This is a genomic window from uncultured Jannaschia sp. (assembly GCF_947494055.1).
In the GTDB taxonomy this organism is placed as follows: Bacteria; Pseudomonadota; Alphaproteobacteria; order Rhodobacterales; family Rhodobacteraceae; genus Jannaschia.
Genome location: NZ_CANLTR010000061.1, coordinates 1 through 13,844 on the forward strand (window position 1 = coordinate 1; position 13,844 = coordinate 13,844).

Below are 13,844 nucleotides of genomic sequence, written 5' to 3' on the forward strand. Positions count from 1 at the left end.
CACCACCGGCCGCGCGCTACGCTACACCGAGGGCTCCGCGCGCGGCCTCCTACACCACCAGCCGGGGCACTACCGGTATGGATATGCCGCGCAGCTATGCAGCCGGGCTCGCTATGCGAACCCCGGGAAGGCTTCGTGCAAGAGGGTTCCTGCGCAGGCAAGCCAATATCGGCTTCGAAGCCGCGGTCGATCTCCTTGCAGCGTATTCCGACCTCGTCCAAGAGCGCTCGGAACTCACGCTGCCGCTCCGCGTGCATCCCTCAAAGCCCATCTGGTCCTTGGATCCGCCCGGACCCCAGGATCTTGTCGGCCCGGGTTCGCGACAGGCGCGAGGACCGAACGGCCGATCCTCCCTCGTGATGCGACTTGCAGTCCGCATCAGGTCTAATCGTTGCACGCCATAGGATCAGCCGTCATCGGCTGGATCGCTCCATGCCGAACCTTGGCTCCTAAAATCCGAGCATTTCGATAAGGCTCGATCGAAGTCCCGCGCGGCCTCGCGGCATCCAGCCGAGCGCGCGGATGCGCGTGCTCGCCATCTCGCTGACCCGTGTCGCGTCGCCGCAATCGGGCAGGCGTCCGTCGGTACCGCTGATTTCCGCATAGAGCGCGAGAAGATCGCGCCGGTCGAGAAGGATGTCGGAGACGTCGAGAACAGGCGGCGTCCAGCCCCGAAGGCAGAGTTCGACGGCATCCGCGAGATCGCACACGTGAAGCTCGGTCGCCACCCGCGGGAGGATGGATCGACCCGCGACGAAATCGGCGAAGAGATCGGCCCATTTGTGATCCCGGCCGGGCGGCGCGGGTCCGTAGAGACCTGTCGCGCGAAGGCTCGTCCCGCCGCGATCGCCGACCACGATCTCCGTTTCGGCCTTCAACCGGCCATAGAGCGTGTCGGGACGCGGCGGCATCGTCTCGTCGAGGCGCGTGCCGGGTGGATAGGCGCCGTAAACTGCGCGGGAGGAGAGAAAGACGACCTTCGCGCCCGCCACGGCATCGAGAAGCCGCAGGGTCCCGTCACGATTCAGACGCAGGAACCCGGCCGGATCGTTTCCTTCCCCGCCCCGGTAGCGGCCGGGCGCATGGGCGAACGCGCAATGCACGAGCGCGTCGCAGGCCACGTCCGGCTGTTCGCCCAGCGACCAGTCCACATGCGGCACATCGAAACGGGAAGGCCGCCGACCAAGCGTGACGATGTCCCATCCGGCCGACAGGAGACAGGCCGCGACCGCGTGGCCGGCGATCCCCGTGGCGCCGGTCAGCGCGATGCGCACGGGTCCGGCAGACGCGACAGGTCGGGGGGCGTGCCTTCGGAATAGGCATGCCAGAGGTCGATCAGGGGCCTGAGCCGGTCGGCCTTGGCATGCGGTTCCCATGGCTTTTCGTACTGGAAGTGCAGGACACGGATGGAATCCCAGGACCACAGCTCCGGCAGGTTGAGCCAGACATATTGCAGCATGTTCATCGTCACAGGCAGGCCGTGCCAGTCGGGGAAGAACGTCTCGAGGAAGGTCTGGTCGGTTCGCCGCCAGAACGCCCCCGGAACGTCCAGCCGGGCCAGCATCGCTTGATATGTCGCACGGGACGGCCGCGCAGTGAACACGCCGGAGTTCAGACGGTGGAAATCCGACAGGCGCTCATAGACGTTCGGCGCGGCCGAGAATTCCGGATAGTCGAACAGCCGGTCGATGTTGCGGAGGACGAGCGTGTCGGCGTCGAGATACACCAGCCGGTCGTAATCGAGTTCCCAGAGCCGCAGTTTCGCAAAATTGTCGAGCGGCGTGTGGAAGGCCGGCTTCTCGCCCCGGGTAAAGGCCACCATGCCGTGAATACGGGCCCGGTCATGCGCCGCGTTGAAGGCATCCGAGGTCGGCAAAAGTCCGATCTCGAGGAGCGTTGCGCCCGACCGGCGCAGCCGCGACAGGGCATCCGCGCCGATGTTGCCCGTGTGGAGGACGACACGATCTGCCGTCGTACCGGTATGTGCCAGGGAGTTAAGCAGCGCCTCTGCCCCGATCGCGAAAGCGTCCTTCGTGACGAGCGTGACATAGGCGTCGCGTGGCATCGACTCTCGGCCTCATCTCTCGTGAGACCGACTCGAACGTCCGGCCTCGGGATCGCGTTTCGCCCTGATGCCGGGATCACGGGTTAGACCGAGTGCCCGCACATGGCTGCGGTCGATGGGTTATGGGAAGCGGCGTGCGGCGTCCACTACCTCCGAAAGTGGAACATCGAACACCGTCCACGGGTCGAGCCCGAGCGCGGGGAATTGTCGTGTCGAAGTAACCCTCCGGTCCGGTCTGACGCACGATCATGGGGATTGTTGCATTGGCTCACCGATAGCGAGCTTGGGCTGCCTGGCTGTGCGTCAGGCTGTCTCGGCAAACAGGGTCCGGACAAAGGCGATCTCCCCGCGGAGTCCGTTCAAGAAAGGCCTCGGCGGCTTTCGCGTCACACTCGGCTTTCAGTCGGACGTCGATGAACCGGCCCTCGTAGTCAACCGCGCGCCAAAGGTGTCGCCCCTTGCCGCCAGCTGCGGTGATCGTCGGCGGGCATCGCGATCTCGGGGCCAAACGTCCGAACCCGGCAAATGCCCGTAGCCTGGTCCACCGTGATCCCGCGCTCTGTCATCAGATCGCGGACATCTTGGCAGGAGAGCGGAAACCAGTGGTCTAAAGGACGGGCAAGCAGGATGACGTCACGCGGAAACCGATGGCGCTTGATCGGATCGCGGCGCATGGCAGGCTCCCCGTACTTCGACGGTTGCCATCAGCATCGCTGGTGGATGATCGACGACGCAACAGGCCCGATCATCGTTCTCCGCCATGTTCCAGAAGTCACGAGCCTTCGAGCGGCCCGGCGCCCGCTCGTGAAGTTGCGGCTGGCTCGCCTCGGAAGAAGGATGGAGCGGAACCCCATTGGTGGCCGGTTCTTCACCGCCAGGAGATCGGGACCGTGAAAGAGGTTTGCGCCCCCGGGGGCGGGGGCGGGAAGGGCGCGGCGCGGCGTATGAGATCGACGGCCTCGCGGTCGATCCGGGCGACGCCCGAGGCTCGGGCGAGGCCGAGCGAGGCCAGCGTGCCGTTCGCGGCGACGGTGAAGGCGATGGTCGCGGTGCCGCGCGCGCTGATCCTGGGCTGGCGCATCCGGGAGACCTGCTGGCGTACCCGGCCCGGATAGTTCGCGGCGGCCGCGTTGCCCGCCGCCTGCTGCCGTCCGGCGCCGGAAGCGGCGGCCTGCTGCTGCTCCGAGCCACCGGCGGTTCCACGGCGCGCGTCGCGATCGGCGTTCCCTTGACGGACCAGCTCGGGCGTTGGCGCGGAGTCTGGCGACCGCTCCACTCGGGCCGCGGCGACCGCGCGCGCGCGGGCCTCGATCGCCTCTGGCCGCGATCGCGGGCGGGCGGACAGGCGCGGTGTCATCTCCTCGATCGCGTCGATCTCCTCGACCTCGGGAGGCGGAGCTTCGGATAGTTCGGCCGTGGCGACGGGCGGCGTCGGGGCGGGATCGATGGCGACGGCGGTCGCGGCCTCCGGCGCGGCGGCCGGTGTAGCTTTGGGCGGGGCGTCCGGCGTCGCGTAAGCGGTGTCGGAGGCCGGTGTCGCAGCTTCCGGGGCGACGGGGACCGCGACCGACGGCGCGTTCTCGATGCCGGAGGCGGGGCGAGGCGCGCCTTCGGGGGCGGGTGCGGCAGGCGATGGTCGTATGGCATCGGCCACGTTCGGCGCGGCAATCGCGGGATCGGGGGGGCTCGGCGCCGCCTCGGATCGGGGCGACGTGGCCGCCGGCGCGGTGGCTCGAACGGGCGCGGCGGCGCGGGCGAGATCGGCGAATGCCGTTCCCTCCATCGCCATCTGCGCGCCGCCGCCGCCTTCGATCGCGATCGGGTCCGGCAGGTCGCGCCAGGCGAGCACCGCAATATGGGTCGCGACCGAGGCCAACAGGGCCGTCGCCGCGACGACCGGCGAGACGGGAATGCGCGCGGTCCGCATCATTCGAGCCCGCGTTCGGTCACCACCATGACGCGTTCGGCCCCGGCGGCCCGCAATTCGATCGTGAGCTCGATCAGCCGTTCGGCGGAAACGTCACGGTCGGGCACGATGCGGATCGTCGTCTCCTCGCGCGCGGCCACATGCTCCGCCGCGCTGGTCGATGCGCCCCGGTAGCGCGCGGTTCCGTCCGCGAGGAGGACGAGCGCGTCTGGCGGAGCGCGGCCCTCGAGATCCTCGGTGCGCACGAGCGTCACGTCGGGGTCGAGCGGCGGCGCGACGGTGCCGGCGACGAGGAAGAAGATCAGCATCAGGAAGACGACGTTGATCAGCGCGATTGTCGCCTCCGGCTTGCGCCGGGGCGCGGTATGGCGTGGGGCGCTCATCGCAGCACCGTGAGCGACAGGTCGGGCACGCCCCGCAGCACGGCCATCAGGTCGATCAATCGCTGCGCCCGGACCTCGCCGTCGAGCGAGACGAGAAGCGTGGCGCCCGCCAGCCGTCCGGCCAGCGCGCCCATCGCGACCTCTTGCCCGGCAAGGCGCAGGCGATCCTCGCCCAGTTGCAGGAACTGCATCCTGTCCGTCGGACCGCCGCCGCCGCCCGCCGCGGCCGCAATCTCGATTTCGCCGTAGCGCGAGAAGGTCGAGGTCAGCATGAAGAACAACAGCAGCAGGAAGATCACGTCGACGAGCGGCGTCAGCGACAGCGCCCGGCGACGGAAGGCGGATCTAGGCATGAGCGGCGGCGAGGTTCGGGACCAACGCATCCGCCGGGGGAACCGGCGCCTTGGCACGCGCGAGCAGAAGGTCCGCGAAGTCCCGCTCGCGCGCCATCCGGCCCTCGAGCCAGGCGAGGACGAGCGAGGTCGGCATGGCCACGGCGAGCCCCGCCGCCGTCGTGAGCAGCGCGACCCAGATGCCGCCCGCGAGGATCGACGGATCCACCGCCGCGCCCGCCGATTGCAGCGCCCGGAAGGCGTCGATCATGCCGAGCACCGTGCCGAACAGGCCGAGGAGCGGCGCGATCTGCGCGATGTTGTCGAGGACGCGGAAGCCGCGTTCGAGCCGGCCGAAGGACATCGCGGCCTCCGCCTCGATGCGCTCGCGCCGGTCGCGGTCGGTCGTGCTCTCCATCGCGGCGGCGACGAGCGGGGCGAGATGGCTCCGGCTCCGGCCCGCCAGCGCCTGCGCTTCGACCCGGTCGCGGCGATCCCAGGCATCGAGCGCCTGCATCAGCCGCCGGTGGGCCCCGACGCGGGCGGCGCGGAACTGCCATAGCTTGTAGAGCGTCACGGCGAGCGTGACGATCGAGAGCAGGGCGAGGATCGCGACGACCGGGCCGCCGAGGGCGAGGAGCGCGACGATCCGGTCCACGAGGCCGGTCATCCGAGGAACTCCACCCCGGTGCGGCTTCCCACGGAAAGCGGCGCGTCGCAGGCCCCGCCCTCGCAGGCCTGCACGCCGTTGACGAGGAGGCTGCCGATCTCGTCGCAGGCGGTCCCGGGCAGGTCGAACTGACGCACGCGCGGCAGGTCGGCGGGCAGCGTGGCGAAGTCGAAGAGCGAGATGCCCGTCACGCCGCCCTCGGCGTCGAAGGCGACCGTCTCGAGGACGAGCGCGTCGATATCCGCATCGGTCGCGTTGCGCGCCACGAAGACGAGCCGGCACGCCCCGTCCACCTGGTCGAGCGCGTTCAGCTCGATCGACAGACCCGCGGGCATTTCCTGCGCCTCGAGCGGCAGGGCGAACAGGATTGCAAGAACAGAATATCTCACGAAACACACCTCGGACCAGGCCAAAGACCAGACAGGGACGGCACCAGATGCCGGATGGGCATCGTATTCCAGACGCCTTGTCGGCCGGCAAGGGGAGTCCGACGATTTTTGTCGGACTTTAAGGCTGGCAGTGAATCGGGAGGAGCTCGATTCGGTCTCAGACCCGCTGGCAACTGACTGACGATCGGTATCGTACGTTTCACCGCTGCCGTATCAGGACCAGTAGCCGACGGCATGCACCCGGTCCTTCGGGACGGCCGCGACCTTCCGGAAATGGGCGCGCATCTCGCGCGCAGACGATTTCGCCCCGGCGAACCAGAACCGGGTATCGACGGAGTCCGGGACGTACCGGTTTCGCAGCGCATCCATCAGGGTCTCGTCCGTCGCCCCCTCGGATCGCAGCAGCCAAGTGACCGAGGGGCCGTTCGCCGGCACGTCCTGTCGATCCGCCGCGTCACCGACCAGCAGGACGACGTCGCCCCCCGTTCCGACCGGAAGCCCCTCGAGCCCCCGCAGGATCGCGGGAACCGCGGTCTCGTCCCCGCCGACGATAAGCCGCTCTGGCCCGTCGACATACGGTCCGGCCTTCGCGCCCGGCCCCATCAGACCGACCGTCCGACCGACGGGATTCGTCGCTGCCCAGTCGCTCGTCGGGGCCCCGGGATGGCGGAAGATGTCGAAGACGACGGTCCCGGTGGCCGCATCGCAGGCCCGCAGGGTGAAGACGCGGTCGATCAGACTGTCACGGCCTTCGGGCCAGGCGATCGTGCCGCGCTCCGTCAGCCATGGCCAGACGGGCTTGCGGCCCGGCCGCGCGGGACGCAGCAGGCGGACGTGCCAATGCGTCTCGCTCGAGAAGCGGGCGAACCCGTTCGGTGCGAGCCTGACCGACATTCGCCACCACGAGCGCCCGAGCGGGCGGCAATCGACCACCCGTCCCGCGGCGAATGTCGGGGGCATGGCGCCGGCCGCCGCGGCACCCGACCAGCCAAGTGGCGGCAGGGCGGGGTCGAACGACGCCAGAAGCGATGCGATGCCGGTGCGGAACTCCGGCAGTAGGGCCGCGTCGTCGCAGGCGATGCGGATCCGGCAGGCCTCGCGGGCGGCCTCGATCGTGACCTGCGCGAAGCCCATATCGGCCACGAGGGTGCCGTGCTCCGGTTCGCGCAACGTCAGGTCGTGCCCTTCGTATCGCGCCCGGTAGAACCCGAGCAGGCGTTCGCTATCCGGATGCCGGAACTCGGCGGACGAAACCTGCGTCATGAATCCACCTCCATCGCGCCCTCGGCGTCGCAGGACCGGGCCCCGTGCCGGCCGATCGGGATCATCATCGGCTTGCCGGTGACCGGGTCGGCGACGACGCGTGCGGACAGGCCGAAGACCGCACGCAGCATCGGCTCCGTCAGGACAGTCTCCGGCCTGCCCGACGCGTGGATGCGACCATCGGCCATCGCCACCAGCAGAGCGGCGTAGCGGGCGGCGAGGTTGAGGTCGTGTAGGACCATGACGATCGTCGTGCCGCGCGCGCGGTTCAGATCGGTCAGCAGGTCCAGGACCTCTACCTGATGGTTGATGTCGAGGAACGTCGTCGGCTCGTCGAGGAGCAGGATGTCGGTCTGCTGTGCCAGCGCCATGGCGATCCACACGCGTTGTCGCTGGCCGCCGGACAGATCCTCAACCGGACGCTCGGCCAGGTCGCCCGTCCCGGTCAGGCGTAGCGCCTCGGCGACGGCTCGCTCGTCCGCGACACGCCACCGTCCGAAGAGTCCCTGATGGGGATGACGGCCGCGGGAGACGAGGTCGAGGACGGTGATCCCCTCCGGCGCGACGGGCGATTGCGGCAGGAACCCGAGACGGCGCGCGAGCCGTCGCGGCGCCACCGCATGGATGTCCGCCCCGTCAAGGAGCACGCGTCCGGCCTTGGGCGGCAGGAGCCGCGACATGGCGCGCAGGAGCGTGGACTTGCCGCAGGCGTTGGCCCCGACGATGGCGGTGATCCGGCCGCGAGGCAGGGACAGGTCGAGCCCGTCGAGGACGAGGCCCTCGCCGTAGCCCGCGTGGAGCCGTTCGAGGGAGAGTGCGACCCCGGTCAAAGGGCCGTCCCCGTGCGATTGTCGCGGACGATCAGGTACAACAGATACGGTGCGCCGAGGACGCCGGTGACGATGCCGACGGGGTAGCGCGCGGGCAGCACCACCTGGCCCACGAAGTCCGCGACTACGACGAGTGCCGCTCCGGTGAGCGCCGCCGGCAGGAGGAGGGAGCCGGCGCGGCGCAGAACCCGCGCGGCGATCGGACCGGCGAGGAACGCCACGAAGGCGACCGGGCCGGTTGCCGCAGTGGCAGTGGCGACCAGCCCGACGGCGGCGCATGTCACCGTGATCCGCGCAAGCCCGGTCCGCACCCCGAGGCCGGCCGCCATTTCCTCCCCCATCCGCAGCGCTTCCAGATCGCGGCCCATGGCGAACAGCGCGCCGCCGAAGACGAGGAGCGCGCCCGCGAGGGGGAGCGCCTGATCGAGCTGCGCGCCGTTGACCGACCCCGTCATCCAGCGCAGCGCCTGTTGCAGCGACCAGCTCGGCGCCTGCGTCAGGAGGTAGGCGGTGAAACTCTGCAGCATTGCGGCGATGCCGATGCCCACGAGGATCAGCCGCGCGCCGGCCGCGCCGCCCTTCCATGCGAGCAGATAGATCAGGAGCGCGACGCCCAGACCCGCCGCCACCGCCGCGACCGAGACGGCCGCGCCGGACAGCTGGAGTACGACGATGCAGAAGACCGCTGCCGTACTCGCCCCGGCGCTGATGCCGATGATGTCGGGGCTTGCCAGCGGGTTGCGCAGCAGCGTCTGGAAGGCGACGCCGCCCATCCCGAAGCACATTCCGGCCAGCGCCGCGACCAGCGCACGGGGCAGGCGCAGGACGCGGATCGTGAAGGCCTCGCCGCCCGTTTCCTGGCCCGTCAGGCTCGCGATGACGGCGAGCGGCGTGGTCACGGACTGCCCGATCGACAGGGTCAGGGCGGTCCCGAGGAGCACGAGGCACGCGAGCGTCGCAATCGCGACATGTCGCTTGCGACCGTTTCGGCGCCGCAGACCGGCGATGTTCGGGATGACGCTCACAGCGCGGTGACCCGCTTGCGCCGCACGATCCAGATGAAGACGGGCGCTCCGACGAAGGCCGTCACGATGCCGACATCGAGCTCGGCCGGACGTGCGACCAGACGCCCCGCGATATCGGCCAGCAGGAGCAACACCGCGCCCGCCAGCGCCGAGCCGGGCAGGATCGCCCGGTAGTCGACGCCGAGGAGCAGGCGACAGAGATGCGGCACGACCAGTCCCACGAAGCCGATCGGCCCGCAGGCCGCCGTGGTCGCGCCGCAGAGCGTGACGGCCCCTGCCGCCGCCAGTATGCGGGCCTGCCAGACACTCTCGCCCAAACTGGCCGCCGTGTCGTCGCCGAGCGCCAGAAGGTTGAGCTTGCGCGCGGAGAGGAGGGAGAAGATCGCGCCGAAGCCCAGAAACGGCAGGACCGGCGCGATCCGCCCCCAGGTCGCGCCGCCGACGCCGCCGACGAGCCAGGATTGCACGAGCCCCGAGATGTCGCCGCGGGGCAGGATCACGGCCGTCGTGAGCGAGGTCAGCGCCGCCGTCAGGGCCGCGCCGCCGAGCGCCAGTTTGAGCGGCGTCGCGCCCCCGGCACCGAGGCTGGCGATGGTGTAGACGCCTGCGGCCGCGACGGCTGCGCCGAAGATCGCCGTCCGGACATAGGCCCCGGACGTGTCGAGCCCGAACGTCGCCAGTCCCACCACCACGGCAAGCGCCGCGCCCGCATTGACGCCGAGGATGCCCGGATCGGCCAGCGGGTTGCGCGTCAGGCCCTGCATGACCGCGCCGGCCATCCCGAGCGACGCGCCGGCGAGCGCTGCCAGCGCGGTGCGCGGCACGCGGCTCGCCACGGCGGCCTGTCCCATCGTCTCGACCTGCCCCGTCAGGGCCGCGCGCAGATCGGCCCAGCCAGTCAGACGTGCGCCGAAGCCGAGGGAGAGAAGAACACAGAGAACGAGAAGGCCGAGAAGCGCGCCGAGCCGGACGAGCCTCCGGCTGCCGCCGGATCGCGCGGGCAGGATCGAGACGTCGGCCATGCCCCTACTCGGCCCGGGCCGCGGCAGCGAGCCGCGCGACGTACTGGTTTAGCACGTAGGGGATCGACAAGGGTGACGGCGACGCCGCGGTGCCGAGCGGATCGTTCGGAAGAAGCACGATGGCACCGCGCGAGATCGCCGGCATCCGTTGGGTGAGGACATGGGTGCCGAGCTGTTCGAGCAGCGCGTCCGTTCCGTAGGTCACGACGATGTCCACGTCGTCGAGCCGGTCGATCTGCTCGGCACTGACCTCACCGGAGAAGCGGCCGGAGGCGGAGATCTCCTGCACGAGCGGCGGCGAGACCAGGCCGAGATCGTGCAGGAAGGCCACGCGCGTGTCGTTGTCGGAATAGAAGGGGATGCGGCTCAGATCCGTCGGATCGAGATGCGTGACGAAGATCGCGCTCTTGCCCGCGAGCGCCGGCGTCCCGGCGACGGCCCGCGTGATTTGCGCCTCCAGGTCGGCGATCAGCGCCGCGCCCGCCTCGGGCCTGCCCATGCCCGCGCTGTTCATGCGGATCATCTCGCGCCACTCGGTCGTCCAGGGCATGTGCGGGAAGGCGATCGTGGGCGCGATCCGGCTCAGGATCTCGTATTCCTGTTGCGACAGGCCGGAATGCGCGGCGAGGATCACGTCCGGCCCGGTCGCGGCGACGGCTTCGAAGTCGATCCCGTCGCCCTCGTCGAAAAGCACGGGCGTCTCGGCGCCGAGGTCCGCCAGACGGTCGGCCACCCAGGGCAGGACGCCATCCCCGTCATCGTCGCCGAAATTCGCCGCGGCCATGCCGACGGGCACCACGCCGAGGGCAAGCGGGACCTCGTGGTTGGACCAGCTGACGGTCGCGATCCGTTCCGGCTGCCCGGTGATGATCGTGGTGCCATAGGCATGCACGATCTCGAGCGGATAGCTCGGATCGGCCGACACGGGCGCGACGGCCAGAAAAACCATCGTCAGGATCGCGAGACCGCGTTCCATTCTTGTTTGCATCGTAGCGCCCTCGTCGATTGCGTTCCCGCGCCATCCGAAGCCGATGCATTCGGCGGCCCGGGATCGCGGATTTTCTCGTGGGAATAAGTTGACTGTTTTCGTCAAGCAAGCGCAAATGCGGCCGATCCCCTGACGGGGTTCGATTCTACTCCAGCCACGGGGTGATCGTCGCGAACGGCGAACAAGCCGAGACGACGCACGCTTCGAAGCCAGAGGCAGCCGTCCGGGAATGGACGGCTTCGACAATGCCGCTCTGGCCCAGCCCCGAAGCAGGAGACTATCCCCCCGTGAATACCAAGCCCCCGGCCATGCCGCGTTCCACCCATGCCTGCCTCCTCCTTGCGGGGTCGGCGAGCTGCGCGCTCCTCGCCGCGGCCGCCCACGCTCAGACGGCCGGCGACGTGGTCGATCTCGGCACGATCTTCATCGATTCCGTGGCCGGCAGCACCGACGGCGAGACCATCGTCGTCGATCAGGTCAGCAGCGGCAGCGGTTTGCCCAACGACATCCTCGAGTCGTCTGCCTCGATCTCCGTCGTCACCTCGAAGGAGATCGAGGATCGCGGGGCGGAGACCACCGAGGAGGTGCTGCAATACACGTCCGGCGTGGCCACCGACTATTACGGCCGCGACGACCGGTTCGATTACTTCAAGATCCGCGGCTACGACGCCTATACCTACCGAGACGGCCTGTTCATCGGTGAGAATTTCGGTGGCGTGCGCGAGGAGCCTTTCGCCTTCGACCGGGTCGAGGTCCTGAAGGGTGCGAACTCCACGGCCTTCGGTGTGGCCGATCCGGGCGGCGCGGTGAACTTCATCACCAAGAGCCCGACCGGGGAGCGGCTGCGCTACGTCTATGGCACGGTCGGGTCCTTCGCGCGCAAGGAAGTCGGCTTCGATCTCGGCGACAATTTTGGCGATAGTGCATTTTCGTGGCGCCTGACCGGCAAAGCCAAGGACGCGGAGGCGGAGACCGACGATTCCAACGACGACGAAGGCTTCCTGCTCGGCGGCCTCGCCTGGCGCCCCTCGGACGCGACGACTATCAGCCTCGTCTACGACAAGCTCTACCGGGACGGGTACCCGAACAGCTCCGGCTACCCTGCCAACGGCGACGCGTTCGACCGTGACCTGTTCCTAGGCGAGCCGGGCTTCAATTACCTCGACACCGATCGCGATACGCTGACCCTGAAGGTCGAGCACGAATTCGGCGGCGGGCTCGAGTTCGGATCGACCGCGCGCTGGACCGACGGGACCGGCGGGTTCGGCTACGTGTTCCTTGGCGCCACCACGTCGGAAACCGACGTGTCGCGCTTTTACTTCGCCAACGACGCCGGTTTCGAGAACTTCGTCGGCGATGCCCATCTTCTCTACCGCGCCGATCTGGGCGGAATGCAGAGCCGCACGCTTGCAGGCGTCGAGTACCGCGACAACCACCGCGACAACGTCCTGTGGTACACGCCGGCCGACGACATCGACTTCACCGATCCGACTTACGCCGGTGGCCTCGACCTCGACGAGACGACGCCGTTCCAGGCCACGACGAACGACACGCGGGTCGCTTCGGTCTACCTGCAGCAGGAAGTCGCGTGGGATCGCGTGATCGCGCAGGTCGGGCTGCGACACGACCGGATCGACGCGGAGCAGACCGACAACCTGTCCGGCGTGGAGACCGAGGGCGCGTTCGACGAGACGACCGCGCGCGCGGGCCTGACCTACCGTCTGACCCCGAACCTGTCGCTCTACGGCAGCTACGCGGAATCCGCCGTGCCCGCATCGGCCTTCGGCGTCGAGCCGGAACGGGGCAAGCAACTTGAGGCAGGCTTGAAGTACCGGCCCGACGCGATGCGCGCGCTGTTCACCGCATCGGTCTATGATCTGAGAAAGTTCAACCAGACGGTCACCGATGCCGATACGCTCCTGCCCGAGACGATCGGCGAGTCGCAGGTGCGTGGCATCGATCTGGAAGCCAAGGCCGAGTTGACGGACGGATTGTCCGTCATCGCCGCGTATTCCTATCTCGACAGCGAGATCGTCGAGTCCGACAACGGCACGGACAACGGCAATTCGCTTGGCTCGGTCCCGCGGCATTCAGGGGCGCTCTGGATCGGCTACGCGGTTCCCGGACGGGGTGCGATCGGCGATGTCGATCTGGGTCTCGGCGCGCGCTACATCGGCGAATACTGGACATCCGACGCCAATACCGACGAGATCGAGTCGAGCTGGATCGTGGATGCGGCACTCGGCTACGGTCTGACAGACACGACGGAGATGCGCCTGAACGTGTCCAACCTCCTGGACGAGCAACACGTCGCTCAGAAGGGGTTCTCGGCGAACTACTACAATCCCGGACGGGAGGTTGCACTTACGCTGAGCCATACGTGGTAGAGGTGGTTCGGGGAATCTAAACAGCCGGGATCAGTGGATTTACCGCGCAACGGCGGCATGATTGCCGCGATCAAGGGCGAGAAGACCCTGATCGAGTTGGCGCAGGATTTCGACGTGTATCCGAACCAGATCGAGCAGTGGCGCGACCAGCTCCTGGAGGGGGCGACCGGGGTATTCGGCGAGGTGCTGAAGAAGGACGCGGAACCGGTGATCGACGTGAAGACCCTGCATGCGAAGATAGGAGAATTGACGCTCGAGAGGGATGCTTCGCAGGGCTTACGCGGCCCCACCGGGCCACGGCCCCTGCTCCGATGTCCGGCGCGCTCGGCGAGGCGGGTCTGCTGCCGAGCGCAAAGCGATGATCGATCGCGACCATGGGCTGAGCGTCAACCGCCAGGCGAATATTCTGGGTATCGGCCGAGGCAGCGTCTATTATCGGCCGCGCCCGGTTTCGACCGCCGATCTGAAGCTGATGTACCGGATCGTCCTTGTTGCGTAAAGGCGCTGAAGGCCGAGTTCCCCCTTTTCCCCCGTGGATGTCAGCGGATGGGCCGCGTGACGGG

The 13,844-nt window shown here is 68.7% G+C and carries 15 protein-coding genes and 1 pseudogene; 2 read left to right on the forward strand and 14 right to left on the reverse strand.

The window, feature by feature from the left end:
* Window positions 1-449: 449 nt before the first annotated feature.
* The 14 genes from Q1A87_RS21420 to Q1A87_RS21480 form a co-directional block, all read right to left on the reverse strand.
* Window positions 450-1,274 (reverse strand): NAD(P)-dependent oxidoreductase, encoded by an 825-nt coding sequence (locus tag Q1A87_RS21420; RefSeq protein WP_299656292.1) that lies wholly within the window; start codon window positions 1,272-1,274, stop codon window positions 450-452.
* Window positions 1,259-2,065, reverse strand: a complete 807-nt coding sequence (locus Q1A87_RS21425; RefSeq protein ID WP_299656295.1) for a glycosyltransferase — start codon at window positions 2,063-2,065, stop codon at window positions 1,259-1,261. The genes Q1A87_RS21420 and Q1A87_RS21425 overlap by 16 nt, the downstream gene beginning before the upstream one ends.
* A gap of 268 nt (window positions 2,066-2,333) precedes the next feature.
* The gene (locus Q1A87_RS24315) at window positions 2,334-2,573 is read right to left on the reverse strand and encodes a DDE-type integrase/transposase/recombinase (RefSeq protein WP_363323044.1); all 240 of its coding nucleotides are present in this window, start codon (window positions 2,571-2,573) and stop codon (window positions 2,334-2,336) included.
* A complete protein-coding gene (locus Q1A87_RS21430) occupies window positions 2,497-2,739 on the reverse strand; it encodes a hypothetical protein (RefSeq protein ID WP_299656298.1) in 243 nt (80 codons plus the stop codon). The genes Q1A87_RS24315 and Q1A87_RS21430 overlap by 77 nt, the downstream gene beginning before the upstream one ends.
* 194 nt (window positions 2,740-2,933) lie before the next feature.
* On the reverse strand, window positions 2,934-3,995 hold the full coding sequence (locus Q1A87_RS21435) for a TonB family protein (RefSeq protein ID WP_299656301.1): 1,062 nt from the start codon (window positions 3,993-3,995) through the stop codon (window positions 2,934-2,936).
* Entirely contained in the window at window positions 3,992-4,375 is a 384-nt protein-coding gene (locus Q1A87_RS21440; protein ID WP_299656304.1) for a biopolymer transporter ExbD, read from the reverse strand. Before Q1A87_RS21440 ends, Q1A87_RS21435 begins: the two co-directional genes overlap by 4 nt.
* Window positions 4,372-4,728 carry a biopolymer transporter ExbD gene (locus tag Q1A87_RS21445; RefSeq protein WP_299656307.1) on the reverse strand — a complete coding sequence of 119 codons (357 nt, stop codon included), beginning with the start codon at window positions 4,726-4,728 and terminating at the stop codon, window positions 4,372-4,374. Before Q1A87_RS21445 ends, Q1A87_RS21440 begins: the two co-directional genes overlap by 4 nt.
* Complete coding sequence (locus Q1A87_RS21450) at window positions 4,721-5,377, reverse strand: MotA/TolQ/ExbB proton channel family protein (protein WP_299656310.1); 657 nt, start codon at window positions 5,375-5,377, stop codon at window positions 4,721-4,723. The genes Q1A87_RS21445 and Q1A87_RS21450 overlap by 8 nt, the downstream gene beginning before the upstream one ends.
* The gene (locus tag Q1A87_RS21455; protein ID WP_299656313.1) at window positions 5,374-5,766 is read right to left on the reverse strand and encodes a hypothetical protein; all 393 of its coding nucleotides are present in this window, start codon (window positions 5,764-5,766) and stop codon (window positions 5,374-5,376) included. The genes Q1A87_RS21450 and Q1A87_RS21455 overlap by 4 nt, the downstream gene beginning before the upstream one ends.
* 213 nt (window positions 5,767-5,979) lie before the next feature.
* Window positions 5,980-7,029, reverse strand: coding sequence for a siderophore-interacting protein (locus tag Q1A87_RS21460; protein ID WP_299656316.1), 1,050 nt, complete (start codon window positions 7,027-7,029; stop codon window positions 5,980-5,982).
* Window positions 7,026-7,859 carry an ABC transporter ATP-binding protein gene (locus tag Q1A87_RS21465; RefSeq protein WP_299656319.1) on the reverse strand — a complete coding sequence of 278 codons (834 nt, stop codon included), beginning with the start codon at window positions 7,857-7,859 and terminating at the stop codon, window positions 7,026-7,028. The genes Q1A87_RS21460 and Q1A87_RS21465 overlap by 4 nt, the downstream gene beginning before the upstream one ends.
* The gene (locus tag Q1A87_RS21470) at window positions 7,856-8,857 is read right to left on the reverse strand and encodes an iron ABC transporter permease (RefSeq protein WP_299656331.1); all 1,002 of its coding nucleotides are present in this window, start codon (window positions 8,855-8,857) and stop codon (window positions 7,856-7,858) included. Before Q1A87_RS21470 ends, Q1A87_RS21465 begins: the two co-directional genes overlap by 4 nt.
* A gap of 23 nt (window positions 8,858-8,880) precedes the next feature.
* On the reverse strand, window positions 8,881-9,906 hold the full coding sequence (locus Q1A87_RS21475) for an iron ABC transporter permease (protein WP_299656322.1): 1,026 nt from the start codon (window positions 9,904-9,906) through the stop codon (window positions 8,881-8,883).
* Between the two features lie 4 nt (window positions 9,907-9,910).
* Window positions 9,911-10,882 carry an iron-siderophore ABC transporter substrate-binding protein gene (locus Q1A87_RS21480; RefSeq protein WP_299656325.1) on the reverse strand — a complete coding sequence of 324 codons (972 nt, stop codon included), beginning with the start codon at window positions 10,880-10,882 and terminating at the stop codon, window positions 9,911-9,913.
* 299 nt (window positions 10,883-11,181) lie between these two features.
* On the opposite strand from Q1A87_RS21480, the gene Q1A87_RS21485 reads away from it, so the two are divergent.
* Both Q1A87_RS21485 and Q1A87_RS21490 read left to right on the forward strand, forming a co-directional pair.
* Complete coding sequence (locus Q1A87_RS21485; protein ID WP_299656328.1) at window positions 11,182-13,281, forward strand: TonB-dependent siderophore receptor; 2,100 nt, start codon at window positions 11,182-11,184, stop codon at window positions 13,279-13,281.
* A 57-nt stretch (window positions 13,282-13,338) separates the two neighbouring features.
* Window positions 13,339-13,765: pseudogene (locus Q1A87_RS21490) on the forward strand (hypothetical protein); the annotation flags it as partial.
* Window positions 13,766-13,844 lie beyond the last annotated feature (79 nt).

Coding starts and splice junctions, on each gene's coding strand:
- Q1A87_RS21440 (WP_299656304.1), bottom strand. CDS start 4,375: ATGAGCGCCCCACGCCATACCGCGCCCCGGCGCAAGCCGGAGGCGACA.
- Q1A87_RS21445 (WP_299656307.1), bottom strand. CDS start 4,728: ATGCCTAGATCCGCCTTCCGTCGCCGGGCGCTGTCGCTGACGCCGCTC.
- Q1A87_RS21435 (WP_299656301.1), bottom strand. CDS start 3,995: ATGATGCGGACCGCGCGCATTCCCGTCTCGCCGGTCGTCGCGGCGACG.
- Q1A87_RS21430 (WP_299656298.1), bottom strand. CDS start 2,739: ATGCGCCGCGATCCGATCAAGCGCCATCGGTTTCCGCGTGACGTCATC.
- Q1A87_RS21475 (WP_299656322.1), bottom strand. CDS start 9,906: ATGGCCGACGTCTCGATCCTGCCCGCGCGATCCGGCGGCAGCCGGAGG.
- Q1A87_RS21460 (WP_299656316.1), bottom strand. CDS start 7,029: ATGACGCAGGTTTCGTCCGCCGAGTTCCGGCATCCGGATAGCGAACGC.
- Q1A87_RS21450 (WP_299656310.1), bottom strand. CDS start 5,377: ATGACCGGCCTCGTGGACCGGATCGTCGCGCTCCTCGCCCTCGGCGGC.
- Q1A87_RS21425 (WP_299656295.1), bottom strand. CDS start 2,065: ATGCCACGCGACGCCTATGTCACGCTCGTCACGAAGGACGCTTTCGCG.
- Q1A87_RS21480 (WP_299656325.1), bottom strand. CDS start 10,882: ATGGAACGCGGTCTCGCGATCCTGACGATGGTTTTTCTGGCCGTCGCG.